Consider the following 24,797-nt stretch of genomic DNA (forward strand, 5'->3'; position numbering starts at 1 on the left):
ATCTACTTCTTTTCGGGTGGGTCGACGTCGTGGTGTGTCTGAACGGTCGGCAATTTCCTGACGGCGCGTCTGAGGAGGGACGTGTGGCCCTGCTCGTCCCGGTACCATGTCACGGTTAGCCCGCCGACCGCCACGAGTGAGATCACGGCGAACGGGCCGCCAGTCAGGACGGCCAGAGCCTGTAGCGTCTCAGCGCCTCCAAGAAGCAACACCGAGACAGCGACCGCTCCCTGAAAAACGCCCCAGAAGACGATATGCGTCGCCGACGGTGCCATCCCCCGTCGGGTCGCCAGAACCGAGACGACGAGCGTCGAGGTATCCGCCGATGTGGCCATGAACACGATGATGAGCGCGAGAAACAGGAACATCAGGAGCTGTCCAAGCGGCAGCGACGCGAACAGCGGGAACCCGGCGACGGCTTCCGAACCACCACGCTGTGCGATCGCGGCAAGGATATCGGCCTGCCCTGTCTGCTGGATGAACAGTGACGTGCCACCGAGCAGCAGGAACCAGACCATCGTCGCCGCCGAGGTTGCGACGACACTCGTGAACACGACAGTTCTGACCCGGCGGCCGCGGGAGAGTGCGGCGATGAACAGCCCCGCGAAGGGTGCCCAGGAAAACCACCACGACCAGTTCCAGACGGTCCACGCCGCGACCCACTGCCCGCCCGTGTGAAGACTCAACGGAACGAACTCCACCACGTAGGTCCCAAGTGCCTGCGTTCCTCGCTGGAGAATGAACGACCGTGGACCGACGGCAGCGATGAGAAGCGCGAACAGGCCGAACAGGACGATATTGAGACCGGCGATGCGACGGATGCCACGGTGGATTCCAGTCGCACTGGAGACAACGAATATCAGCGTCAGGCCGCCGACGAACAGGACCGGCCCGACCTCACCGGCTGCCACGTCCCACTGGTAATTGATTCCGGCGAGGAACTGCTCGCTCACGAGTGCGACCGAGGTGGCGATGCCGCCGATAGTGGCAAAGACGGCCAACGTATCGACCAGTGTAGCCCAGGCCGAGTCAAGTTCATCGACACCGAGAATCGGTGCCAGCACCGTCGAAACCCGGAGTGGTGCGTCCCGCGTGAACGCGAAGTACGCTATCGGGACGCCGATGACGGCGTAGGCGCTCCAGGCCGAGACGCCCCAGTGAAAGAGGGTGTACACAAGCGCACCGTTGACCGCGCCCGGCGACCCGGCGGCTGCCCCGACGTACGGCGGTGGCTGGTCGTAGTGAAACAGGGCCTCGGTAGGACCCCAGAAGACCAGTCCAGCTGCGATGCCAGCGGTAAACACGAGCGTAAAGTACGTCGGATAGGTGTAACTGGGTTCCGTGTCCGGACCGCCCAATTTGATGTCTCCCCAGGGCCCAACCAGTAGGAACAGACAGTAACAGACGGAGAGGAAGACGGCAGCGAGAAACAGTGGACCGCCGCCGCGAAGGACTGTGGCAGCGGCGGCGTCAACAGCACCCGTCGTCCGTGCGGGGAATGCGATCTGGAGCCCCAAGAACGCGGCGAACACGAGCACGGGGAACGTGAGGATAGCTGGCTCGTGCTGTGTAAGGAACTCCCGGACGGCCCGCCTGACATTGGTCCGACGGACGCGGAGCAGGACATCGGCCGCGGCCGGCCTGGTTGCGTCTTCGGAGTATGGAAGGAGCGCTATATAACAGAGTCCCGAGCTGAAAAACACGAGGGCGATAGTCAGCCACGCCGGACCGGTCACGGCTTCGCCGACAAGCGTCGGAAAGAAGAACCCCGCGAGCACGAGCGCCCCGGACGCAGCACACAGTGGCACCAGTAGCTGGCCAACGATCTCCGAAATGCCACTGGCGTCCGAGGTGGCCATACATCGATATTCAGTATCGTATACATATATTAGTATCCCACAGTGTGATGCAAGGCGGTCGACACCGTCGCTGGCGAGCGTCGGGACCGTTACTCGGGGGTGTCTCCACTCCCCTCGTCGTCCGCGACGATTCCGTCCAGCAGTGGTTCGCTCGACTCACGGCCCAGCACCGACTGTCCCAGAAGCCGCCCGCCAATCGACCGGGGGTTGATAACTTCGTCCGCCCCGACCGCGCGGAACTTCTCGACGTGTTTCTCGGCAGTCGCTGCTGCGACTGTGCGGATGTCCGGATTGACGTTTTTCGTCGCGATGACAGCCAGCACGTCGCGGGCGTCGTCGTTACTCCCTACGACAACGCCGCTTGCGGCCCCGACGCGTGCGTCCCTGAGGACATCCTCATCGGTGGGATCACCGGTGAGCAGATTCACCCCCTCTCCTTGTAGCGACGCGACCGTCTCCTCGTCGGGTGTAACGACCACAACCTCCGTCTCGTCGCCAAGTTCCTCAAGCAGCGATGCCGTAACGTCTCCGTACCCGAGAACCACGACGTGGTCCTCAAGGAGTGTGAGTTCTGATGCTGTCATGACTCCGAACGCTGTCGCCATTCTGGATTCGATAGCAGGGCCGATGAGCGCGCCCACGGCGACGGTGAACGCGCCGGTTCCGAACAGGATGATAGAGAGCGAGAACCACCGTGCTTCCGCCGTCACGGGTGTGATATCGCCGTAGCCGACTGTTGCGATTGTGACGACGACGTAGTATACGGCGTCGCCCCAACTGTCGAGTTCGAGGAATTGACCTCGAAGCCCGTAGGCACCCACAGTCCCGTAGAGAACGACGCCGAAAATCGCCGACAGCGATGCGATCTGAATCGGCGAGAGGTCAAGAGACTGATCGAATCGGTGACGGTTCCGGACCAGCAGTGGGTACGTGACCAGCGTTAGCAACAACAACGGGATATCTGTTGGCTGAAACGTGGCAAGCGGTAGCAGTACCAGACCGAGAAGCACGACGGCCGCCACGCGCCAGGCAAGCTGTTTGCGCCGCTGGAGTCCAACCGTCACAATGCCGAGGATGAACGCGAACAACACCCCACCAAACCTGACGAAAAGTAGCGGAATATCGACGACTGCGGTCAGTGGGCCAGTGAGTGCAATCGACGCCTGGCTGAGGTTCGAAAGACCGGTCACGAACGCCAGCAGCGCGACCACACCGGTCAGGACGACCGTCGGTTTTGCGCCAGATAGCTCGTCCCACTCGATGAACGGAACTCTGTCAGCCGGGTAGAACACGTCCTCCAGTGTCCGGTCCGACGAGTCTTCTGGGACGTTAGCCATTGACATACGTTTGTCGGAGTCAATATAAAAATCACGCGGCGAACGCACACTGGACTCAAGTCACCGCCTCCCGTACGATCGGATCAATGCGTCGATTGCACGAGCATAGATGTCGCTGTTCGCCCAGGGCACTTAGAGGGAGTGGGGACCAACTCATCCGGAGGCTGAACCGATGAACGCCGCCGTCCTGTTTGGGCTGGGAACGATGATAGCCTGGGGGTTCTGGATCGCGTTCGGCAACGTTGCGTCGAGTACGATGGACCCGGAGACCGCGGCGTTCGTGTCGTACGCCACTGCGACGGTCGTCACCGAGATATACGTCGTCGTCTCAGACGCATCGTTCGTCGTCACAAACCGGGGGATGATGTTCGCCAGCGCGGCGGGCGTCGCGGCGGCTGTCGACGTTCGTCGGCGTGACTGTGGGGCCCACATCAATCGTGTCCACCATCGGTGGGATGTACTTCATCACCGCCGCGGTCATCGGCGTCATCGCGTTCGGGGAGTCAATGACGTTGACGAAAGTCGCCGGCATCGGTCTGGCGCTGATAGCGATTGTCGTCATCAATCAATGACTGGACACAACTGGTAAGCGCCCGAGAATGTTGTGCAAGCGTGACCCGTCACGGCAGGGGTTTATCCGATGGGGACAGGTACGGCCGGATATGAAGCATGTAATCAGCACCGACGAGGCACCGGCCGCGGTCGGAGCGTACAGTCAGGCAACGTCGAACGCCGACCTCCTCATCACCGCCGGACAGCTCCCGCTCACAACGGACGGCGAACTGCTCGACGACGAGCCTGTCTCCGACCAGACACGACAGTGTCTTCACAATGTCGCGGCGATTCTGGAGTCAGAAGGGCTCTCGCTGGACGACGTACTCAAGACAACCGTCTATCTCGACGACATCGACGACTTCGATGCGTTCAACGAGGCCTACAGCGAGTTTTTCGAATCGGAGCCACCGGCGCGGAGTGCCGTCGGCGTGGGTGCGGTCCCGAAAGGTGCAGCGGTGGAAATCGAAGCTATCGCAACCACCGACTAGCGGGGGCGGCCGTTCCGTATCCTACCGCAACTCCATCTGTTCTGCTCGCTCTGCGGCGAGCGTCGTCAGTTCGTCGACGCTGCTGTCCGAGCGGTCCGCGAGGACGCGGAGCAACATCCCGAGCTGTATTGCCGCTGCCTCCCGGAGTTCGGCTGCTTCTTCGGTGTCGTTACCGAAGTAGTACTCGTGGCGGCCGTCCTCGTGGATAATACCGGTGTACACTGAGCGCAAGTCGTCCTCAGTTATCGCGGCCGACGCCTCCGTCTTGACTTCCTCGAACTGTGAATTCATCATTTCGATTGGGGTAACGTCCCGCTACCACATTGTTTCGACGGAATGGTCTGACCAGCGCTGTCCCATCAATATGTGGACAAGTGATATATTGTGCGGGAAGATGACTCCACTGCAATCGGTGGTCCCGGGACCGCTCGGCTGGGGTTTTTAATCGTTCAGCACGACGCAAAGAGTATGACACGGGAAACCACGGCCCTCGCTCATTCGACCGTCGTCCGGGTGTCGACGGACGGCCGGTCACAGAGTGGGGACCGGGTCTACTCCGCTGCACGAGCGGCGGCGGACTCGGTCCCTGTGGTCAGGACAGGGCCGACAGGCATCACAGCGGTCACGCCGCTGGTAATGACTACGAGTAGCGGGCGGACAGCGTTCTACGCCAACCCCTCACCGGCGACCGTCCGTGACCTCGTCGCCGAACTAGAAGCTGAGACAGTACCGACAGCCGACGCAGACGCCGTCGTCGAACACGACCCCAAGACGGCTTCGCTTCCCGTCCCGGAGCACGGACCGCTCTCGGTCGGCCACCGTGACGTACTGGGCCCCTGTGGCTGGGTGGCTCCGCTCGAACCGGCTGACTGGTTGTTCGTCTCGACTGGGCAGACTGCCGACGCTGCAGCAGAGGCCGGGCTGCTGGGCCGCGGTCGCGGGGACGCGGCCGCGGACGAGCCAGTCGCCGACGCGTGGGAGACGGCCAGCGAAACCGACGGTGACCCGGTGGTCGTCTGTAACGCCAACGACGCCAGCGACCTCCCGACGGGCGACGACACGCTCCTCTCTGGCGCACCGATGGCAGTTCTGGACGGGATTGCGGCGGTCGCCGAGCACGTGGACGCCGGCGACGCCGTCATCTATGTCAATGAGTCGCAAATTGACCTGCAAGCGGACCTCCGGGAAGCAATCGACGCAGCCGGCGACAGCCTGCCAGTTGTTCCGCAACTGGTGGCCGGCCCGGACGAGTTCCGTGCCGGCGAACCGACGGCGGCGCTTGAAGCACTGGAAGGAGCCGACCGCATCGAGCCGCGGCTCCAGCCGCCAGCACCGGCCAAACGAGGGCTATACGGCCGCCCAACAGTCATCCACACGCCGCGGACGTTTGCGCACGTCCAGCGGGCCATCGCCGAGCCAGACAGCGTCGACGCTGACGCCGCGGACCCCGGAACGCGACTCGTAACGGTCACTGGCGACGTTGCCAACCATGCGACCGTCGAACTCGGGTCCAGCGCAAGCCTCGCGGCGGTACGTGAGGCGGTCGAGATGGACGGGTCGTTCAAAATGGCCTGCGTCGGCGGCGTTCTCGGCGGTGTCACGCGCAGCCTCGATATGGCACCGACTGCGCAGTCGCTCCAGACGACGGGCCTCGGAACCGACGGCGTCGTCGAACTGTTCGACACCGACCGATGTGCCGTCGAGACGGTCGGAAAGCGGGCGCGGTTCGCATCGATAGAGAACAGCGGCCGATGCGTCCCTGGTCGCGAGGGGACGAAACAGCTCGCTGAACTCCTGCGCGACATATATGACGGCTCCTTCGAGACCGGCAAGATACGCGAACTCGGCCGGGTGATGCGCCAGTCCAGTAACTGTCAGACCGGCGCGCACGCACCGCGGCCGGTGACCACCGCCATCGACGAATTCGAACCCGAGTTCCGCGCCCACACCGAGGGACACTGTCCCAGCGGCACCTGTACGGAGAAACTATGAGCACAGACAAATCGATTCCACGAGTTCCAGACCTGCACGACCCGCAGCCGGAGACGCCAGTCACCCGCGAGTTCGAGACCGGCACCGCCAACGACCCTGACGTGGGGACCGACACGGATGACCCGACGACGCTGACCGTCGACGGCGAGCGGGTCACGGTCGCCCCGGGATCGACAATTATCGACGCGCTACAGGACCTCGACGACGATATCGTCAGCGTCGACCCCGGTGCCGAGGGCGTCGAAGACGACGCCGACGTACCGGCACTGTGTTACTACGACCGCGACGGGGACTGTAGCGACGAGATCGGCCCACGCAGCGAGTGTCGCACCTGCATGGTCGAGACCGAGGAACACGGCCTCGTCCCGTCGTGTTCGTTCCCCGCCGAAGACGGCCTCTCCGTTTCGACGGATACGCCCGACGCCGAGGAAGCCCGCAGCGTCAACCTCGACCTCGTGCTGTCGAACCACAACCTCCGGTGTACCACCTGCAACGGTAACGGCCGCTGTGAACTGCAGGACGCCGCCATCAGCGAAGGTGTGGACCACCCCCGCTACGGCGTCTTCGATGAACGCGACCAGTACGAACCCATCGACGACACCTCCTCGTTCATCCAGATCGACCGCAACAAATGCATTCTCTGTAACCGCTGTGTCGACGCCTGCAACGACGTGCAGGTCGAAGGTGTCCTCCGAATCGAAGGTCACGGCGAGGACACCCGCATCGGCTTCCAGTCCGACGCCGAGACCATGCACGACTCGGAGTGTGTCTCCTGCGGGCACTGCGCTACCGTCTGCCCCACCGGCTCGCTGACCGAGAAGGGCATCGACGGCGCGGCGACGCTCCCGCTGCCGGGGTTCACGCAACGGAACTCCATCGGGACCGTCATCGAACACGAGGACGCCGAGACCATCGATGACACCACCGCCCCGAATCGCGGATTCGAACCCGGTGACCCGAGAGCCGATGAAAAGAAAGGCCTCGCCAAGTTCGCGTCGCAGGCCAAGCGACGAGCCGGCGACATCGCCAAGGACTATGGGAAGAAGGCGTTCCTCGCCGGCGAACACACCGCCGAGAGCATCGCGGCGAACACGATGCCTGAGGGTCGACTGTTCGACATCGCCAGCGTGGTCAGCGACTACCGGCTCTCGAAGATCGACAAGCAGGAGACGACCTGCGGGTTCTGTGCCGTCGGTTGCCGGTTCGAGATGTGGGGCAAGGACGGCGACTCGCTCGGCGTCGTTCCGGTTGATGACCCCGACGACGCGCCCGCGAACAACTTCTCGACCTGCGTGAAAGGGAAGTTCGGCCACGAGTTCGCCAACAGTGAACAGCGAGTCACGGAGCCGCTCATCCGCAACGACGACGGCGACCTCGAACCGACGACCTGGGACGAAGCGCTAGACTATGTGGCTAAGCGCTTTAGCGAGATTCAGGACGCCCACGGCATCGACTCACTGGGCTGTCTGGCCTCATCGAAGGGGAGCAACGAGGAGGCGTACCTCGTCCAGAAGTTCGCCCGGCAGGTGCTGGGCACGAAGAACATCGACAATTGCGCGCGGCTGTGTCACTCCTCGACGGTGGCAGCGCTCCAGCAGACGCTCGGCTACGGCGCGATGACCAACCGCATCAACGAGGACATCGGCGAGGCCGACGCGTACCTCATCAGCGGCTCCAACACGACGGAGTCACATCCGGTGCTCGCCACGCGGATCAAACAGAACGTCCGCGAGGGAGCCGACCTCGTCGTGTTCGACCCGCGGAAGGTCGGCATCGCCGAACATGCCGACCAGTACACCCGGACCAACCCCGGATACGACGTGGCCTGGCTCAACGGCCTGATCCGGTACATCATCGAACACGACCTCCACGACGAGGACTTCATCGAGCGCAACACGAAGAATTTCGAGGAAGTCAGAGAGAAAGTCCAAGCGTTCACGCCCGAGAAAGTCGAGGAGCTGGCAGGTGTGTCGCCAGAGGAGCTTGCTTCGGCGGCCGAGACGCTCGCCGAAGCCGACAGCGTCGTGTTCGGCTGGGCGATGGGCATGACCCAGCAGAGCCACGGGACGGAGAATCTCATCGCGATGGCTGACCTCGCGCTCGTCCTCGGGCAGGTCGGCAAGCCCGGTGCCGGCCTCTCGCCGTTCCGCGGCCAGAACAACGTTCAGGGCGGCGGTGGCGACATGGGAACGCTTCCGGGAAGCCTGCCGGGCTATCAGAACCCGGCAGATGAGGAGGTCGGCGAAAAGTTCGCTGACGCGTGGGGCGAGCGACCGCCCGAGGAACCCGGACTCAAAGTGCCGGAGATGCTCGCCGAGGCCCACGCGGGGAACCTCCGGGGGATGTACGTCGTCGGCGAGAACCCGGCGCTCTCGGAACCCGACATCCAGCACGCCGCCGAGGCCTTGGAAGACCTGGAGTTCCTCGTCGTACAGGACATCTTCATGACCGAAACAGCGGACTACGCCGACGTGGTGCTGCCGGCGGCCACCTCGCCGGAGAAACACGGCACATTCACCAATACGGAGCGCCGCATCCAGCGGGTTCGGCCCACGTCCGAGCCGCCGGGCAAGGCCCGCCAAGACTGGGAGATAACGCAGGCGTTGGCCCGTCGGCTGGGCTACGACTGGGACTACGACCACCCGCGGGAGGTCATGGACGAAATCAACTCGCTTGCGCCCATCTACGGTGGCGTCACCTACGACCGGCTCGAATCTGGCGAAGAGCACGGCCTCCAATGGCCCTGCTGGGACGAGGACCACGAGGGCACGCCGTACCTCTATGACTACGAGGAGGGGAACTTCAACTTCGAGGACGGGAAGGCCCGCTTCGTTCCCGCCGACGGCGGACACCCCGGCGAAATTCCCGACGAAGAGTACCCGCTAACGCTCACCTCGGGGCGCGTGCTGTATCACTGGCACACGGGCCAGATCACCCGCCGCGTCGAGGGACTGATGAGCCACGTCGGCGAGAGTTTCGTCGAGGTGCATCCCGAGACCGCCGAAAAGCTCGGCATCGCCGATGAGGAGTACGTCCGCGTCGAGTCCCGACGGGGTGACATCGTTGTCAAGGCGCAAGTGATCGAGCGCGTCGGCCCGGGGACGCTGTTCATCCCGATGCACTTCGCGGCTGGTGCGGTCAACAAACTCACCGGCGAGACGTTCGACCCAACCGCCGGCATTCCTGAGTACAAAGTGTCCAGTGTTCGCGTGGAAGTGCTGGGCCCGGAGACGGACGAGACGGTGCTCCGGACGCCAGACGCCGGCGGGAAACAGGTCCGGAAGCGAGGGACAGGCGACGACTGAGTCGGCGCATCCGCTTTTTATCAATACACGGGGCCGTGAATAGGATTGTGACAGGCTCAGACAGTCGCCGAGTATACAGATATATTTTCGGTTTATTTACCGCTATCTGTTAGCGTTAGTAGTTATCCATCCCGAATTTACGTAAGCAAATATTTCTTACTAAGAGGGTGGGTGTGAACTATGTCTATACCTAACCAGATAGCATAGTTTCAATATAAGCTATTTGCGCTTACCTCACTGCTTACTCACGCGGCCCGGCCGGTCGATCCGCGATTTCATCAAGGAGGTCGACGAGTGACTCTGTTGCTAGGTCCAGCAGGGTCTCCCCGCGTTCGGCGCTGCCCTCACGCGGATCACCGACAACCCCGTTCTCAGTGAACTCGTCGGAATCGAACGCAAGGTTGACGCCGCTTTGCCACTCCCCCCAGCCGTCGCTACCACCGTCTGCGGCCTCATCCAGCCGGTCTTCGTGGACCGTCTCTGGATGCGTATGCTGGAGCAGCGAGGTTTCCAGCGGCCCACCATGGCCCATGTCGGCGCTGTGGTCGCCGACTGCGTTGAACCACGTGAACGGGACGGCAAAGGCCTCGTCGTGGCGGGTTATTGTGCCCGCGACTTCCCGCAACGCGTCGATGTTGCCGCCGTGGCCGTTGACCAGCACCACGTGGTCCCAGCCGTGGCTGGCGAGGCTCCGGACAATGTCACGGACGTAGGACCGAAACGTCGATTCAGACGTCCACAGCGTCCCTGAAAAGGCCCGATGCTCCTCGGCGACGCCGACGGGGACTGCCGGTGCGACGACGACAGGGTCGTCGTGGCGCTCAGCACCGCGTTCGGCGACCGCTTCGGCGTCGAGCGTATCCGTTCCGAGCGGGGCATGTGGCCCGTGTTGCTCCGTACTTCCGACAGGAAGGAGCGCCAAGTCCGTCTCGACCTCCGCCATATCGGTCCACGTCTCCGTCTGCAGTTCCATGGTCGCATCTCTGGTCGGGGCGAAATAAAGCCATTCTCTCAGCGGGTAGGACAGTCGAGGCACAGCTTGCGTCTCCAGTTAGCGTCCGGACGCGGCTTTAATACGCATTGACACGTGTGTTGTGACAGCATGGCTATCGATAGCTCGGGTTCGGTTCCAATGACGGTCATCAGCGGGCCGCTCGGCGCGGGGAAAACGACACTGGTAAACAGGTTGTTGAGTGAGCCCGGAGAACGGCGAATCGCCGTCGTCGTCAACGATATGGGAGAAATAAACGTCGATGCCGAGCTTCTCGCGGACGAAGCAGAGTCGGGGGAGGAGGGCGTCGTAGACCTCTCGAACGGCTGTATCTGTTGCCGACTGCAGGATGACCTCGTCACCGAGGTGACGCGACTTGCCGAGGAGCGGACGTTTGACTATCTTGTCGTCGAAGCCTCCGGTATTAGCGAACCGATTCCCATCGCCAGAACGCTGACAGTCGGCCCGGACGAGGGCGACCCGCCCGACGGCTTGCATCTAGATACGACGGTTTCAGTCGTTGACGCCTACGGATTCTGGAAGGCGTTCGATCCCGAGGAATCGCTTCCGGAGGCTGCCCCCGACCCCGAACGCCCGCTCACCGAAGTACTGATCGACCAGATAGAGTTCTGTGACGTGCTCCTCCTGAACAAGTGTGACATGGTCCCCGATGATGCGCTGGACGCCGTAGAAGCCGCAGTCAGGGCGCTCCAACCCCGAGCAGCCATCCATCGAACCACGTACAGCGAAGTCGACCCCGGCGATGTACTGGGGACCGGACAGTTTGATTTTGAGGATGCCAAGCGACAGCAGGGCTGGAAACAGGCGTTAGCCGGGGCGGACAACCACGATGGTCACGGTCATGACGACGGGGCGGCAGCAGCCCACGGCGTCGAGTCGTTTGTCTACCGCCGTGACACGCCGTTTCACCCCGGTCGGTTCAACGACTGGCTCGACGACTGGGACGGGGCTATCGTCCGCGCAAAAGGGTTCACCTGGGTCGCCAGCAGACCCGAGACGGTGCTGGGCGTGAGTCAGGCTGGCCCGTCTATTCAGGCCGGACCCATCGGGAAGTGGGGCGACGACGGCCCGTCCACGCGACTCGTCTTCATCGGACAGGAGATGGACGAGGACGACATCAAAGCCGAACTCGACAGCTGTCTGGCCACGGACGAAGAGCGAACGCAGACGTTTGTCAGCGATCCGTTCCCACGGGAGGGGTGAGTCAGGTCGCGCCGTAGCCAACCTCCTCGCGGAGTTCGTCCCACGACTCGTGGAAGCCATAGGTCGACTCGGAGTCGCCGCCCATCGCGTCCTGATAGACGTCGTCATAGGACAGGAGCTGCGTCCAGCCGTCGTGGAACCGGTAGCTACAGTACTGACACATAGCTGTTCATACCGGGTAGCAGGATGTATAGCTATCGCCAAAAAATGAGTCGGTGGCTCTGTGTCAGGGCTCCAGCAGCACCTTCGTGACGCCTTCTTCACGGTTGTCGAAGGCCTCGTACATCTCGGGAGCTTCTTCAAGGCCGACACGGTGAGAGACTACCCAGCTGGGGTCGGCGCGACCCTCGATAATCAGGTCACGTAGTTCCCGGTTGTACGACTTGACGTTACACTGTCCGGTCCCGAGCGCCTGACCTTTTTCGAAGAGCAGTCCAAAGTCAATGCCGAGGCGGCCCTGGGCGGCCATGTCGTCTGGAGCGCCCGGGTCCTCGGGAACGTAGAGCCCCGGGATTCCCAGTTCGCCGGTCGGTTTCACCGTTCGGATGAGGTTGTTGATGACGACGGCCGGATTCTCCCGCGCTGGGTCGTACGCGTCGTCACCTTTCTTGTCCGGGTCGATGGCCTGATAGCCAACAGCGTCTACACCCTTGTCGACTCCGCCACCGTGTTGCTCTTTGATTTGCTCGACCGGATTGCCGTCCTCGAAGTTGATCGGCGTCGCGTCGCAGTGTTCTTCTGCGAGTTCAAGCCGGCTCGGAACACGGTCGACGGAGTAAATCTCCGCTGCACCCTTGATCTTCGCGCTGTAGGCGGCCATCAGGCCGACCGGACCGGCCCCATAAATGGCGACGGAGTCGCCCGGCTCGAGGTTAGCGAGTTCTGTCCCATGCCAGCCTGTCGGGAAGATGTCCGCCAGCAGCGAGAAGGCGTCCTCGTGCTCGTCGCCCTCCGGGAGTTTGAGTGCGTTGAAGTCCGCGTAGGGAATGCGGAGCTTCTCCGCTTGCCCGCCCTTGTACGGCCCCATAGCGACGTATCCGTAGGCTCCGCCAGCGAAACCGGGATTGACGTTCGTACAGAACCCGGTATACCCGCTCTCGCAGTTCTCACAGAAGCCACAGGCGACGTTGAACGGCGCGACGACGCGGTCGCCTTCCTCCAGTGAGGAGACGGCCTCCCCGACTTCGGTGACGATACCCATGTTCTCGTGGCCGAACACGATGCCGGGCTCCGCCGCGGTCCGCCCCTCGTACATATGAAGGTCGGACCCGCAGATACATGACGTCGTGATATCGATGAGTACGTCGTTCGGATGTTCTACTTCCGGTTCATCTACTTCTTCGACAGCCACTTCTTTCGGTCCCTTATACACAACAGCGTTCATTGACATTGTTTAACACAACCATATGTCCCATAGGATAGCTGTCACTTATAACTAGTTAACTGTAATGAACAATTCGATGATGGCCCGTGACGGCGCAGTCCGGGGGGTCGCGCCATGCCCGTAACGGGTATGAACAACGCAAAGAGCCCGGAAGCTCCAGCGAGTCCTATTCCCCGGTCGAGGCAGATATCTCCTTCCGTGACCCGGTAAGCGGTGAGCCGTCGTCTCCTGATAGGCGGACAGTCAGGTAGACCAGCGAAACCATGACGGTGTATTCGAGCACACTGACCACCAGATGTAGCTCGGACGGGATGCTCACCGAGATGATGACCGGCGGGTGATTCATCGATGCATGGAACAGAGCGACGAGCCAGAGGTTGCCAGTCAGTGCATAGACGCTCCCGTAAGCGAGTCCCATGAGCGCCAATCCGAAGAGTCTGGCTGCAAGCGCGGAGCTAACGCCGTGCCCCGATGCGAGAAACCACCGCGGGAGGTGAAAGAGAGCGAACAGGACCGCGACGAGTCCGATACCGGACAGCACTGCGCGACGAGTCGTCTCACCGGCCAACCGAGTGAACTTCTGCTGGAGGTACGTACGGAAGAGGAACTCTTCCGGGATTGCAGTGAACAGCAGCGAACTGAAAAGTGCCGCGAGATACAGTAGCGGGTGGGCAGCGGTTCTCGACAACGAGGCTTCGAACCCGGGGATGCCACCCATCGCGAGAGCGACCGCAACAAGGTTGTACAGTCCCCAGAACACGGTGACCACCCCGATCACGGGGCCCAGTGTGCGAACAGACGGGAGCAGAGAGCGCGGTGAGACGGTTTCAATTCTGAGCGCACCAGCCGTGAGTGCGACAAGGAAGACACCCCAGAGCATTCCCAAGACGGGCGGCGGCGATGCGCCGGGGGAGATAGTCACTAGTCCGGAGAGGACACCAATCACTATGAGGTACGTTGCAACGGGAACCAACGGCCCGCCGCTGAATCTCGGCAGGCCAATACCAGGGCGCAACATCCAGTCGGAATCCAATGGCCGACCCAAAATTAGCTTCTATCTCGAATTTCGGTGGGCCTCTGTCGTCGACAAGTGTCCAATGTGTTGGTTATGCACAACCACTCGACTCGATGTTTAAAACTAGTTTTTAGTCACTGGTAGCTTTAGTATGCTCCCGTCCAACGGGTCAAACGCCGGTGACCGCTCGTAACAGGTCCCGGCTGCCAGCGCCCTCCCGATGTGCCGCCGGTTTCCACGAACTGGAATCCACCCAGTCCGGTTGTCCGCACGACAACGGGTACGTCCCGCCTTCCCCGTTGTCGATCGCTCAATTCACAGTACCGTTGGTACTACAGTTGGGTCCCACACCACACAGACCGAAAGTAACCATGAAACGACGTGTCCGCCGGCTATACTGTTGCTATGTGGATGTACGTGTGTCAGTTTTCACAGCCGATGTGGTCTGTAATGTGTCTCGCCGAGTAGCAGAGCACCTCGGTACGGCGCTCGACACTCGACCAGTGTTCACTGAAAGACCGGCGATCCACAGACCAGCGAGAGTATCGCAGCAGGTGGTCAGCGATGCGTGATCGGACTGTATTGCTGCTGGCCGTCGTCACAATCGCGTTACTCACTGGGAGCATCGCGGTGCTCGCGGTGGCAGGCCCGACAGAGTCTCGCCCGAACAGGGCCGATGCCGCATCAGTATCGGTGTCGGACGAAGCAGCCGGCCGGTTCGCACGTCTCCACGCAACCGGAGTCACAGGGTCGAATGTCTCGGTCGGCATTGTCGATCCGACCGGATTCGACACAGAATCGAAAGCGATTGCCGGTCAGATCGCCAGAACACGGAGCTTCGGTGTTGGTTCCGTACACAATACCCACGAGGCCCACGGGACTGCGACGGCCGCCGTCGTGTCGCGGACCGCACCGGACGCCAGCCTATATCTCGCTCGGGTTGACAGCGTCGACAGTTATCGACAGGCAGTCGACTGGCTGGTCCGAGAGGACGTCGATGTGATCGTCGCACCTGTTTCCTTCTACGGGCAGCCAGGCGATGGAACCGGGCCAGTCGCCCGGAGCGCGACACGAGCGACAGAGCGTGGGTCTGTGTTCATCGCCCCAGCCGGTAATCTCGCACAATCTCACTGGTCAGGGCAGTACACGACCGAAACCGTCCAAAATCGGACAGTCGCGTTTACCAGCGGAAACAGGCAGAACTACATCAGAGGTGGGACCGAAATTACGGTCTGGCTTTCGTGGGAACGAGCACACGCAGATGAGGAATACACGGTCGAACTATATTGGACGAACGGCACCACCTCTCGCCTCGTCGCCCGCTCACAGCCCTACCGCGGCGACGACGTACCAAACGAACGAATCGTTGCCGACGTCAGGTCCGGCGACTACTATCTCGTGATTCGCGGGCCAGCATCGCCGACTGGCGCGCGGTTACGGCTCGTCTCACCAACGCACGACCTCCAGCACACGTCGGCTCGAAACAGCATCGTCGCTCCGGGGACGGCCCACAAAGTGATTACTGTCGGAGCATACAACGGCCGTGTCGATCAGCTCGAACCGTTCAGTTCGCGGGGCCCGACAGTGGATGAACGGACCGGTGTCGACATTGTGGCACCGGACAGGCAGTTCGCCGCTGCCGCACCTGACGGCTTCGTCGGCTCTTCGGCCGCAGTCCCATACGTCGGCGGAACCGCGGCCCTGCTGCCTAGAGGCAAACGAGTCGCTGTCGCCTCGCGAAACAGAGCGCCTGCTTGAACAGACCACAAGAGACGTGGGACAGCAAGGACTCGACAGCGAAACCGGCCACGGAGCGGTCCGTCCAGTTCGTGCAGTCCGGACAGCACAGAACCGCACCGAAGGTTAAATATCATTTTAACCCAGCCACAGGCCTTTGTGGAGTCCATATCATACATCCGACAGCGACGCTATGTCGAGCCTCATCGAAACGATACAGGAGCGGACCGGGACAGCCGACGAGTCACCGCGGGTACTCGATGTTGCAGAGAACGAGACCGACGACGTACTCGATGCGCTCGCCTCAGACACCAGTCGGTCGCTGTTCCGCACACTGTACAACGAGCCCGGAACGCCGTCCGAGATAGCGGACCGGTGTGACACGTCGGTCCAGAACGTCCACTATCACGTCTCCAATCTCGAGGACGCGGAGCTCATCGAACCGGTCGAAACAGTGTATTCCGCGAAGGGTAACGAGATGACCGTGTACGGTCCCGCGAGCGACCCGATTGTGCTGGTCGGCGACCGCGACCTGGCGCCGCGTATCCAACAGTCGATGACCGATGTTGTTACCGGGGTCGGGCTGATTGGGTTTGCGAGTCTCTTCGTTCAGTGGGGTGCAAAGCGACTGGCAGACGCAACCGCCGGAGCCGGGGTCTTAGCTCCTGCGAGTCCACAGACCGGGCCAGTCAGTGGAACCAGTACGCTCGCATGGTTCGTTTTCGAAGTCGTCGAGCCGGGTGTGCTATTTTTCTGTCTCTGCCTCACCGTTCTCGGTCTCGCTGCGCTACTGACTGGCGAGTGACTGTCCGCGAGACAGTACAAAAAACGACAGTTCAACCGTGACCGGTTTCCGGGCAAAAACGCACGGCTCACCGATCTCAGCCCCGAGGCCGCGGTCGTGGGTACACCAGTGAGAGCAGGCCTCTGACAGTGGAAGCCGCTTTATACACTTTCGAGATGGGTTCAAAAACCGTGTTTCGAGACGACTGTCTTGGGATCAGTTCATGACGGACCGAAGGCAGATCCCCACGCCAACGATAGCGAGGATGCCACCGACAGCGAGAGCACCAGCACTGATCCCCAAGTCACCAGCCTGTGACTGCTGTGGAGCCGATGTTTCGCCGGTAACTGAATCGACGCCGTCGGAAGACGCGTCTGTAGATGTAGTGTTCCCATCTGTGATGAGCAACGTGCCGACCGTGTCGGGCCGGCCATCCATCTCAGTCCCACGGTACAGCGACAGGTCGTAGGTGCCCGCGTCAAGTTGCGAATCGAGGGCGACCTCCGAGCCGGATTCAACCGCCACGGCATCGGCATCCGCAACGGTTTCGAGGGTCGGTTCGTCGTGGCCGGCCGCCGTGGTGTCAAACAGGAGAGCGACACGGTCATCGCCGTTCCCGTCACGGACGGTAGCATTGATCTCGTAGTTGATTTCCGGGTTCCCGATAGAGATGGTGGCCGCGTCAGCGGTCGCAAGGACGATATGGATTCGAGCAGTCTCTCCCTGCCGCCCTTTGACGACTGGTTCTTCTAGCCCAAAGTCGGCCGATTCTTCGACCTCGAACTGCTCGTTTGCCGTCCCATTAGCTTCGATGATAAGCCGTCCGACAGTCGGTGTCCCGTCGGTCGACTGCCCATCGAACACGCGGTACGGGTACGCGGCGGGGTCAAGGGTCGACGGGAGATCCGGCTCCGACTCGGTCACGGTCAGCGAGTCACCGTCGTCTGCCACGCGAAGCGTCGCCCCGTCCGTGCCGGCGACCGCAGTGTCAAAGAGGACCAGCACCTCGCCGTCGCTGTCGTCGTCACTGACGGTCGCGTTGATCCGGTAGTTGGTCGCCTCGCTTCCAACAGAGAGCGTTTTGGTCCCTCCGTCAGTCATTGAGACCGGTATTTCGGCGGTGTCGCCCTGGGAGACCGTGACAGTGTTTTCGCCGTCGTCAGTCTGCTTCGGGGTCGCTGTCTCCGGTACCGTATCAGTACAGTCGCCGTCACACGGGGCGATGGTCTCAGTACGTTCAAACAGCGTGTCGCCGTCGACATGAGCGGACAGTTCGTAGGATATGTTCGCTGGCATGTGCGACATATCGAACTGGGCGACGAACGTCCCGTTGGGTTGCACTCTGACCTGCCTTTGAGAAAGGAACGGGTTCGACGCGTTGGCTGACTTGATTCTGACCGTAATCTCTGTCCCGGCTTCCAGCGTGGTCTCCCCAGTGACCACCTGTTGTTCGTCAGCGTGCAGAGGGAGGCTATCCTCTGAGACCGTAGCCTGCTGCTCCGCGGCAGCAAGCCCCGGACCCGTCACCGCTGCGGCGATAAGCACCGCAGCCAACACCACTGATCTGAGACTCACAGAATCCCCTCCCGTGGTGCGGGCAACCGGGCGTACGTTTGCGGGCGATGCTGCCAACAGTCCCACGTCGCAGGTGGAGGGCCAGTCGCTGGCATACGGGTAGCGGTTACGCTGGGACTAAAAAAATCACCAGCGATAGGTTAAAATTGCGTTGAACTCGGTCATGCTGCTCCGGTCAGTGAGCCGGCGAGTTGGCTGGGGCGTAAAACGGTAATATATGTGACACTGTTTCGGTGGCGATAGTGTTCATGGCATCCACGTAGGCAATTATTTTGCAGTAAGCGACGAGAGGTCGCGGAGAGATGCAGTAATTTTATGATAATTTCGTTATTATTGACTAATATGCGAACGGTCCTCGCAAACCAGCTCTCCAACGTCCGGGTCGTGAGCACCGATGGCCGCGAAGTCGGCACACTGCAAAACATTACGGTCAATACAACTACGGGAGAACTTCAAACAATTGTCATCAACAGCGACATTCAAGAAATATACGGCGCTGAGCGGGATTCCGACGGCGATATTCGATTGCCGGCGTCCCTCATCGAGTCGATGCGGGATCACCTGACCATTCAGCCGCCTGCAGAACAGCGTGTCGCAGGTGGCGATACTGTGGATTCATAGGTAACCCGTCGGGTGTTCAAACGGGCCGGTCCGAATGCAGTTGTTAGTCGTGCGTATTCAAGTATCGTTGGCTGACAGGTCTGTCAGCGCAAATACGAACGGGTTCGGGCGAATACTCTTTTTTACAAATAGCTGAGGAGGGTTATGGAAGCACTATCGCCTGCACAGCACTATCCCGGCGTTGTACTCGGTCTCCTCTGTGCTGGTGTCGGAGCTGTGCTACAGGGGATCGATGGGAGCGTTCTATGGGGCCTTATCGGGTACTTTCTGGGTAAATCGATACAGAGCATACTCTGGACTGTCACCGGCGAACGGAGCTCGTGACCGAAGGCGATTGGCACAAAACTCCTTAGATAGCCGTGATAGACGCAGTATAAGTAGCGTACCCTTTTCGGTGGAGGCCCCCATGCTCGCTTTCTCTGGTACGATCCGAGTTCTGTAACTGTCAGGAGATGGTTTCCCAGTCGAGTAGGGCGCTGAAATCGGATTAGCTCGCCAAAGGGCAAAGCCCGATTCGATAGCCGATGTATCGTGTGTGAGACAGAGAGAGTATCCAATAAGGAGACACTGTGGACGGTTCAGGACCTGGCAGCGGTGTTTTCACGGGTGCCACTCGGGGAGTCGAACACGTCCCCGCACAGCGGAGACCATTCTCGGAACAGGCGTGAAACCGAAACTGTGACTGTCGTGTCCCTAACAGAATTGTAAATCCGATGTATCTGTTTCGCTTGAAGCTGGCGGCCACCATTGCGGTCAGGACGATGAGGCCAAGCAATTTGACGCCGACGAGATACCCTGACTGGTTGCCGTCCAATCGGTGGGGTGATCCGGATGCGGCCGAACCCCTTCGGGACAGGTGACATCAGTCCACTCGTTTACCGACCAGTATAGAGATGCCAAGGGAGATTCAGTTGCGAGACCAGTCGGAAGGAGAACGCCGTGAACAGCTCTTCGACGTACTGTCGGGAGCCGAGGTCGGTGATACCATCGAAGTCGTGGCCGACAGGGATATCGACCCCCAACTGGTTCGCTACCAGCTGGAACAGAACCGGTCGCTGGAGTGGAAATACGCACATCCCGACGCAGAGCCGCGAGAGCTCCAAGTGACCGTCGGCGAGTCGCTTGGGGACGAGTCACTCCCCACAATCGATGTCCGTGACCTGAAGCCACAGCGACGACACGAGGCGCTTCTGGATATCTTCGACGGTCTGGCGGCGGGTGAAGGGTTCGTCCTCGTCAACGACCACGACCCCAAGCCGCTGTACCACGAGCTTAAATCGATGCACGGGGACGTAGTCGAGTGGGACTACGCGAGTCAGGGCGGCGGTGAATGGCAGGTCAAGATCGTCAAGACCGATGCTTCCGAGACCACCGACGAAGACATCGTTACGCGGTATGACGTCCGCGAAATCCCAAAACAGGAGCGGCATCCGACGATCCATCACCGATACGGAATGATACCCGAGGGCGAGACGATGGAACTCATCGCCCCACATGAGCCGCGGCCCCTGCAGCGAGAGTTCAGACAGCAGTACGGCGACGCCTTCACCTGGGAGGTCGTCGAATCAGAGCCCGGCCGCTGTCGTGTCCAGATCACGAAGACCGAGAGTAGGGACGAGTCCAGTGGTTCGGATGCCCCTGCCGATGCCGTGTCGGCAACCCCATCTGACGACGAGTCGCTCAATATCACCGAGGAACTTGATGTCAGAGATCTCCCGCCAGCGCAGCGACACGAGCAAATCTTCGAGGCGTACGCCGAACTGGACACCGGGAGCGGATTCGTCCTGGTGAACGACCACGACCCCAAGCCGCTGTACCACCAGTTCGAGGCCGAGGCGGGCCCGGAGTTCCGCTGGTCGTACCGCCAACAGAACCCCGGCGAGTTCAGAGTCCTGATCGGAAAGGCCGAGACAACCGTCGGCGAGTCAGCCGACGAAGAGACGGAGGTCCCGTTCTGACCATGATCGACGGCCACAAATTCCGAGAACAGCGGAATAGAACGCTGCCAGCAACAAACACAGGTAACAGCTCCCAATGACGGAACCAATCGATTTGGAACGACCGCTCGGCGCACTCGTCAGAGAGAACCCGGCGTTCGCTCGCGTCTTCGAATCAGTCGGACTCGATTTCTGCTGTGGCGGGGACCAGACACTCTGGACAGCCTGTACCGAAGCAGATCTTGATCTCGATGCCGTCCGAGAGCAACTGCACGAGGCTCGCAGACAAAGCGAGGATAGCGGGGACGAATGGAAATCGATGACTGCACTCATCGAGCACGTCGTCGACAGCCATCATCAGTACCTCCGCAAGGAGCTACCGGCCCTGGAACAGCTCGCTGAGAAAGTTCGAAGCGTCCACGTCGAAGAGCATTCAGAACTGGCGGACATCGAGCAGGAAGTCCTTGAACTGGCCGAGGAGATGCGTCAGCACACGACAGAGGATGAACAGGACGTGTTCCCCATCATCGAGAAGCTTGACAGAGGCACTGAACTCACAGACGAGGAAAGAGCGGTGCTGGACGAGGCGCTTGCGGACCTCGAATCGGACCACGAAGCGACGGCGGAGCATCTCGAACGGATTGCTGAGCTGAGCGACGGGTACGCAGTTCCGGACGACGCCTGTCCGAGCTATCAGAGCCTGCTCGAACGACTCGAAACACTGGAACAGGACACACGTATGCATGTCCACAAAGAGAACAACGTCCTGTTCCCGCAGGTGGAATCACAGCTTGCGGGCCAAGCCTGACGGCGAAAAGAGCGATTGGCAGCCGTTACAGTACTACTCCTCTCCGTCCGAGGTGGCATAACGTTCGCGGCGTTGCTCTCACTACCGATATTCGGAACCGGTGTCCACACTCTGGGAGGTTCTCTCGACCTCGGTCGACTCGTCGTGCCGTTGTTAGCCCTCGGCACGTGCCGGCCGTTATCGCGCTGATCAGTCTCTGGTCGATAGGCTGTGACGTCTGTGAAACAGGGGTACAAGCTAACGGCAGCCGATAGCATCAGAAGCCTGTGGTGTAGCTACAAGACAGTCGAACGGTGGGATTACAAGGAGCCTGTTACCGTAACATCGCATCGGCATACTCACTTGCTGTCTGTCGGGCCGTTTCGAGTTCCGCGGTGTCGTCTAGCATCACGGCCCGAGTCCGGGCACCGTCGATGATCGTCAGCAGCGAGCGGGTAACGTGCTCCGCGTCAACGTCGTTGAACACACCCTCGTCAATCCCGTGATTGATGACTGCCTTGAGTATATACCGGATATACTCGTCATTCTGGTGGAACCGGTCGCTGAACGCTTCCTTGTACGGTGCTTGGCTCCGCATCTCTAGCAGAGCGACCGAAAGATCGGGGTTTTCCTGCGGTTTGACAAGCAGTTCGTCGAGCAAGAGATCCAGTCGTGCTTCAGGGTCTGTTGTCTCGACATCGTGAATCGAATCAACGAACCGCTCCAACAGATAATCGAGAAAGGCCGCAAGAAGATCGTCTTTCGTGTCGTAGTAGTAATGCACTGCAGCCGTCGATTTGCCGTACTCGTCCGCGATCCGTTTTATTGTGAGATCAGCGTACCCGTGCTCGCGCAACGCCCGGTAGGTCGCCTGCATTATTTCCTCGGTCTGGTCCGAGAAGGTACGGTCCGATGGTCCAGCCATTGCCTAACGGTTTCGCCCATGGTTGGATAACCGTTGTGACCCGCATACTATTGCTCAACCAAATTATTAGTTAGTTAGTCTATTCGACGCCTGAATGACCCTATTTATTGTCTATGATTAAGATTGTCGACTTCAAAGCGTTTTTGACTAACCGGTTAGTAAGTATTGTCACAGCCGTTATGGATGACGATACAGCTACCGAAATTCTTGAAGCGACGTACCGCGCCCTCTGCCAGCACGGGTACGCCGCGCTCACGGTCAAAGACATCGCTGCCGAGGCAGACCGGAGCAAAGCGTCTATTCACTATTACTACGACAGCAAGGAGAACCTCTTTACGGAGTTTCTGAATTTCCTCTACGAACAATACACTGCAAAGATAACGGCAGTCGACGGGAATACGCCGCGAGAGGAACTCACTTCGTTATTGGATACAGTTCTCACTGATGGGCGACCGACGCCCGGTCAGGAGTTCAGAACAGCGTTACTCGAAATAAAAGCACAGGCCCCGTACAACGATGCTTTCCGGACACAACTGGCCAAGTTCGATGCTGCTCTCTTCGACCAGTTGCGGGACATTATCGCGGCCGGCGTCGAAACCGGTGAGTTCGATGAAACAGTTGAGCCGACCGTTGCAGCGGAGTTCCTCGTGACGGCGATTACGGGTGCCCATACCCGACACGTCGCCACAGACCGTTCAATAGACCAGTTCAACGAGACGATTACGCGCTACGCTGAGACCCATCTTCTTGCAGACGCACCGGCGGAGGCGACCCACTAATGGGGATTCGAAGTCGCGTTAGCGCCCTGTTCAAAGGCCCCGAGGAGTTCGACCTCACGTCGGGTGGCATCGGGAAGCCGCTGTTTTTCCTCTCGATGCCGATTGTCATCACGAACCTCTTTCAGACCGCGTACAACCTCGCGGACACGTTCTGGCTCGGCCAGTACAGCACGGACGCGCTGGCGGCGATCAGCTTTGCGTTCCCGATGGTGTTCCTGCTTATTTCGCTCGGGATGGGGATATCCGTCGCCGGCAGCGTCCTCGTCGCGCAGTTTACCGGCGCAGGTGAGGAGCGCGAAGCTGAGTACGCTGCGTCCCAGACAGTAACGTTCGCCGTCATCGTCTCGTTCGGTCTCGGTATCGTGGGCTATCTCGGCGTCGATACGTTTCTCGGCCTGATGGGCGCGTCCGAAGACGTCCTGCCCATGGCGACCAGCTATATGGAAGTCATTTCGCTGGGTCTGCTGTTCATGTTCGGCTTCTTCGTCTTCGTCGCGCTCATGCGGGGCTACGGGGACACGATAACGCCGATGCTCGTCATGTTCGGCTCGGTCGTTCTCAACATCATCATCGACCCGTTCCTGATCTTCGGCTGGACGGTCGTCGAGAACGCACCGCTCGTCGGGACCGTCTCGTTCCCCGAGCTCGGCATCGAAGGGGCTGCCATCGCAACCGTCTTTTCGCGGGCGCTGGCGCTGGTCGTCGGGCTGGCAATCATGTTCCGAGGGAACCGCGGTGTCCAGATTCACCTCCGCGACATGGCTCCGGACCTCTCGTATCTCCGCCGGCTCGTTCGCATCGGCCTGCCCGCCTCCATCGAAGGAACGGGCCGTGCGCTATCGATGAACCTGCTGCTGGTCATCGTCGCGATGTTTCCGGATACGGTTGTCGCTGCCTACGGCATCGGGACGCGCGTGTTCTCGGTCGTCTTCCTGCCAGCCATCGCAGTTGCGCGTGGCGTTGAGACGATGACTGGCCAGAATATGGGGGCGGATAAGCCGGACCGGGCAGCGAAAGCGGCAGGCCTTGCAGCGACGGTCCTGTTCGGCGTGCTCTCCCTAGCTGGCGTGCTCGTCTGGTTCATCGCCGCACCGATAGCCGACCTGTTCACGACGGATCCCGAGGTCGTCGAAATCACGACGCAGTTCCTCCGGTACGTCGCGCTTTCCTTCGGGTTCATCGGCATCATGCGGGCCTACACCGGGAGCTTCCGTGGTGCCGGAAAGACGCTCACTGCCGCAGCGATATCGGTGTTGATGCTCGGCGTCATCCGCTTCCCGATTGCGTGGTTCGCCGCTGTGCCGCTCGGTGAAACCGGAATCTGGATCTCATTCGCTGTCTCGAATGTCGCTGGAGCGATTATCGCGTACGGCTGGTATCGACGCGGGACGTGGCGAGACAGCGACCTCACCGAAAGCAAAGTCGACGTTGACGAGGCAGGTATCGAGATATCCGCAGACGGAGACTGATAGCAGTGGGTGGTGAGCGCGTGTGACACCCTT

The 24,797-nt window shown here is 60.7% G+C and carries 19 protein-coding genes and 2 pseudogenes; 12 read left to right on the plus strand and 9 right to left on the minus strand.

What is annotated here, in order from left to right; genetic code table 11:
- Positions 1–2 precede the first annotated feature (2 nt).
- A complete protein-coding gene (locus ACODNH_RS22360; protein WP_434531881.1) occupies positions 3–1,859 on the minus strand; it encodes a BCCT family transporter in 1,857 nt (618 codons plus the stop codon).
- 89 nt (positions 1,860–1,948) lie between these two features.
- Positions 1,949–3,196, minus strand: a complete 1,248-nt coding sequence (locus ACODNH_RS22365) for an NAD-binding protein (RefSeq protein WP_306711030.1) — start codon at positions 3,194–3,196, stop codon at positions 1,949–1,951.
- Between the two features lie 172 nt (positions 3,197–3,368).
- Between ACODNH_RS22365 and ACODNH_RS22370 the strand changes: the two are divergent.
- Together ACODNH_RS22370 and ACODNH_RS22375 are read left to right on the plus strand one after the other, a co-directional pair.
- A pseudogene (locus ACODNH_RS22370) lies at positions 3,369–3,768 on the plus strand (EamA family transporter).
- A 90-nt stretch (positions 3,769–3,858) separates the two neighbouring features.
- The gene (locus ACODNH_RS22375) at positions 3,859–4,239 is read left to right on the plus strand and encodes a Rid family detoxifying hydrolase (protein WP_306711026.1); all 381 of its coding nucleotides are present in this window, start codon (positions 3,859–3,861) and stop codon (positions 4,237–4,239) included.
- A gap of 21 nt (positions 4,240–4,260) precedes the next feature.
- Here the strand turns inward: ACODNH_RS22375 and ACODNH_RS22380 are convergent, their stop codons facing one another.
- Positions 4,261–4,530: a hypothetical protein gene (locus ACODNH_RS22380; protein WP_434531906.1), complete on the minus strand. Its 270-nt coding sequence runs from the start codon at positions 4,528–4,530 to the stop codon at positions 4,261–4,263.
- Positions 4,531–4,707: 177 nt separating this feature from the next.
- Between ACODNH_RS22380 and ACODNH_RS22385 the strand changes: the two genes are divergently transcribed.
- Together ACODNH_RS22385 and fdhF are read left to right on the plus strand one after the other, a co-directional pair.
- Positions 4,708–6,231, plus strand: coding sequence for an NADH-ubiquinone oxidoreductase-F iron-sulfur binding region domain-containing protein (locus ACODNH_RS22385; protein WP_434531882.1), 1,524 nt, complete (start codon positions 4,708–4,710; stop codon positions 6,229–6,231).
- Positions 6,228–9,536: a formate dehydrogenase subunit alpha gene (gene fdhF, locus ACODNH_RS22390; protein WP_434531883.1), complete on the plus strand. Its 3,309-nt coding sequence runs from the start codon at positions 6,228–6,230 to the stop codon at positions 9,534–9,536. Before ACODNH_RS22385 ends, fdhF begins: the two co-directional genes overlap by 4 nt.
- A 241-nt stretch (positions 9,537–9,777) precedes the next feature.
- On the opposite strand, the gene ACODNH_RS22395 is transcribed toward fdhF, so the two are convergent.
- The gene (locus ACODNH_RS22395) at positions 9,778–10,509 is read right to left on the minus strand and encodes a creatininase family protein (RefSeq protein ID WP_434531884.1); all 732 of its coding nucleotides are present in this window, start codon (positions 10,507–10,509) and stop codon (positions 9,778–9,780) included.
- Positions 10,510–10,668: 159 nt separating this feature from the next.
- Between ACODNH_RS22395 and ACODNH_RS22400 the strand changes: the two genes are divergently transcribed.
- Positions 10,669–11,751: a CobW family GTP-binding protein gene (locus ACODNH_RS22400; RefSeq protein ID WP_373567976.1), complete on the plus strand. Its 1,083-nt coding sequence runs from the start codon at positions 10,669–10,671 to the stop codon at positions 11,749–11,751.
- Position 11,752: 1 nt separating this feature from the next.
- Here the strand turns inward: ACODNH_RS22400 and ACODNH_RS22405 are convergent, their stop codons facing one another.
- The 3 genes from ACODNH_RS22405 to ACODNH_RS22415 all read right to left on the minus strand — a co-directional run bounded on the left by ACODNH_RS22405 (position 11,753) and on the right by ACODNH_RS22415 (position 14,153).
- Positions 11,753–11,914 (minus strand): hypothetical protein, encoded by a 162-nt coding sequence (locus tag ACODNH_RS22405; protein WP_306711015.1) that lies wholly within the window; start codon positions 11,912–11,914, stop codon positions 11,753–11,755.
- A 63-nt stretch (positions 11,915–11,977) separates the two neighbouring features.
- Positions 11,978–13,135, minus strand: coding sequence for a glutathione-independent formaldehyde dehydrogenase (locus tag ACODNH_RS22410; RefSeq protein ID WP_306711236.1), 1,158 nt, complete (start codon positions 13,133–13,135; stop codon positions 11,978–11,980).
- Positions 13,136–13,301: 166 nt separating this feature from the next.
- Complete coding sequence (locus ACODNH_RS22415; RefSeq protein ID WP_306711013.1) at positions 13,302–14,153, minus strand: CPBP family glutamic-type intramembrane protease; 852 nt, start codon at positions 14,151–14,153, stop codon at positions 13,302–13,304.
- Positions 14,154–14,714: 561 nt separating this feature from the next.
- Between ACODNH_RS22415 and ACODNH_RS22420 the strand changes: the two are divergent.
- Both ACODNH_RS22420 and ACODNH_RS22425 read left to right on the plus strand, forming a co-directional pair.
- Positions 14,715–16,017, plus strand: a pseudogene (locus ACODNH_RS22420) (S8 family serine peptidase).
- 63 nt (positions 16,018–16,080) lie between these two features.
- Positions 16,081–16,692, plus strand: a complete 612-nt coding sequence (locus ACODNH_RS22425) for an ArsR/SmtB family transcription factor (protein ID WP_434531885.1) — start codon at positions 16,081–16,083, stop codon at positions 16,690–16,692.
- 195 nt (positions 16,693–16,887) lie between these two features.
- Here ACODNH_RS22425 and ACODNH_RS22430 read toward each other — a convergent pair whose 3' ends face one another.
- Positions 16,888–18,246, minus strand: coding sequence for a BGTF surface domain-containing protein (locus ACODNH_RS22430; RefSeq protein ID WP_434531886.1), 1,359 nt, complete (start codon positions 18,244–18,246; stop codon positions 16,888–16,890).
- 342 nt (positions 18,247–18,588) lie between these two features.
- Here ACODNH_RS22430 and ACODNH_RS22435 point away from each other — a divergent pair, with 342 nt between their 5' ends.
- From ACODNH_RS22435 to ric, 3 genes are all read left to right on the plus strand, one after another.
- Positions 18,589–18,867 carry a PRC-barrel domain-containing protein gene (locus tag ACODNH_RS22435; protein WP_306711007.1) on the plus strand — a complete coding sequence of 93 codons (279 nt, stop codon included), beginning with the start codon at positions 18,589–18,591 and terminating at the stop codon, positions 18,865–18,867.
- Between the two features lie 893 nt (positions 18,868–19,760).
- Positions 19,761–20,825, plus strand: a complete 1,065-nt coding sequence (locus ACODNH_RS22440; RefSeq protein ID WP_306711005.1) for a DUF2249 domain-containing protein — start codon at positions 19,761–19,763, stop codon at positions 20,823–20,825.
- Between the two features lie 76 nt (positions 20,826–20,901).
- The gene (ric, locus tag ACODNH_RS22445; protein WP_434531887.1) at positions 20,902–21,612 is read left to right on the plus strand and encodes an iron-sulfur cluster repair di-iron protein; all 711 of its coding nucleotides are present in this window, start codon (positions 20,902–20,904) and stop codon (positions 21,610–21,612) included.
- 313 nt (positions 21,613–21,925) lie between these two features.
- Here ric and ACODNH_RS22450 read toward each other — a convergent pair whose 3' ends face one another.
- Positions 21,926–22,516, minus strand: coding sequence for a TetR family transcriptional regulator C-terminal domain-containing protein (locus ACODNH_RS22450; RefSeq protein ID WP_306711001.1), 591 nt, complete (start codon positions 22,514–22,516; stop codon positions 21,926–21,928).
- Between the two features lie 179 nt (positions 22,517–22,695).
- Here ACODNH_RS22450 and ACODNH_RS22455 point away from each other — a divergent pair, with 179 nt between their 5' ends.
- Together ACODNH_RS22455 and ACODNH_RS22460 are read left to right on the plus strand one after the other, a co-directional pair.
- Positions 22,696–23,295 carry a TetR/AcrR family transcriptional regulator gene (locus ACODNH_RS22455; protein ID WP_306710999.1) on the plus strand — a complete coding sequence of 200 codons (600 nt, stop codon included), beginning with the start codon at positions 22,696–22,698 and terminating at the stop codon, positions 23,293–23,295.
- A complete protein-coding gene (locus ACODNH_RS22460; protein ID WP_306710997.1) occupies positions 23,295–24,764 on the plus strand; it encodes an MATE family efflux transporter in 1,470 nt (489 codons plus the stop codon). The genes ACODNH_RS22455 and ACODNH_RS22460 overlap by 1 nt, the downstream gene beginning before the upstream one ends.
- Positions 24,765–24,797 lie beyond the last annotated feature (33 nt).

The organism is Haloarcula sp. NS06, from assembly GCF_051122755.1.
Taxonomy (GTDB): Archaea; Halobacteriota; Halobacteria; order Halobacteriales; family Haloarculaceae; genus Haloarcula.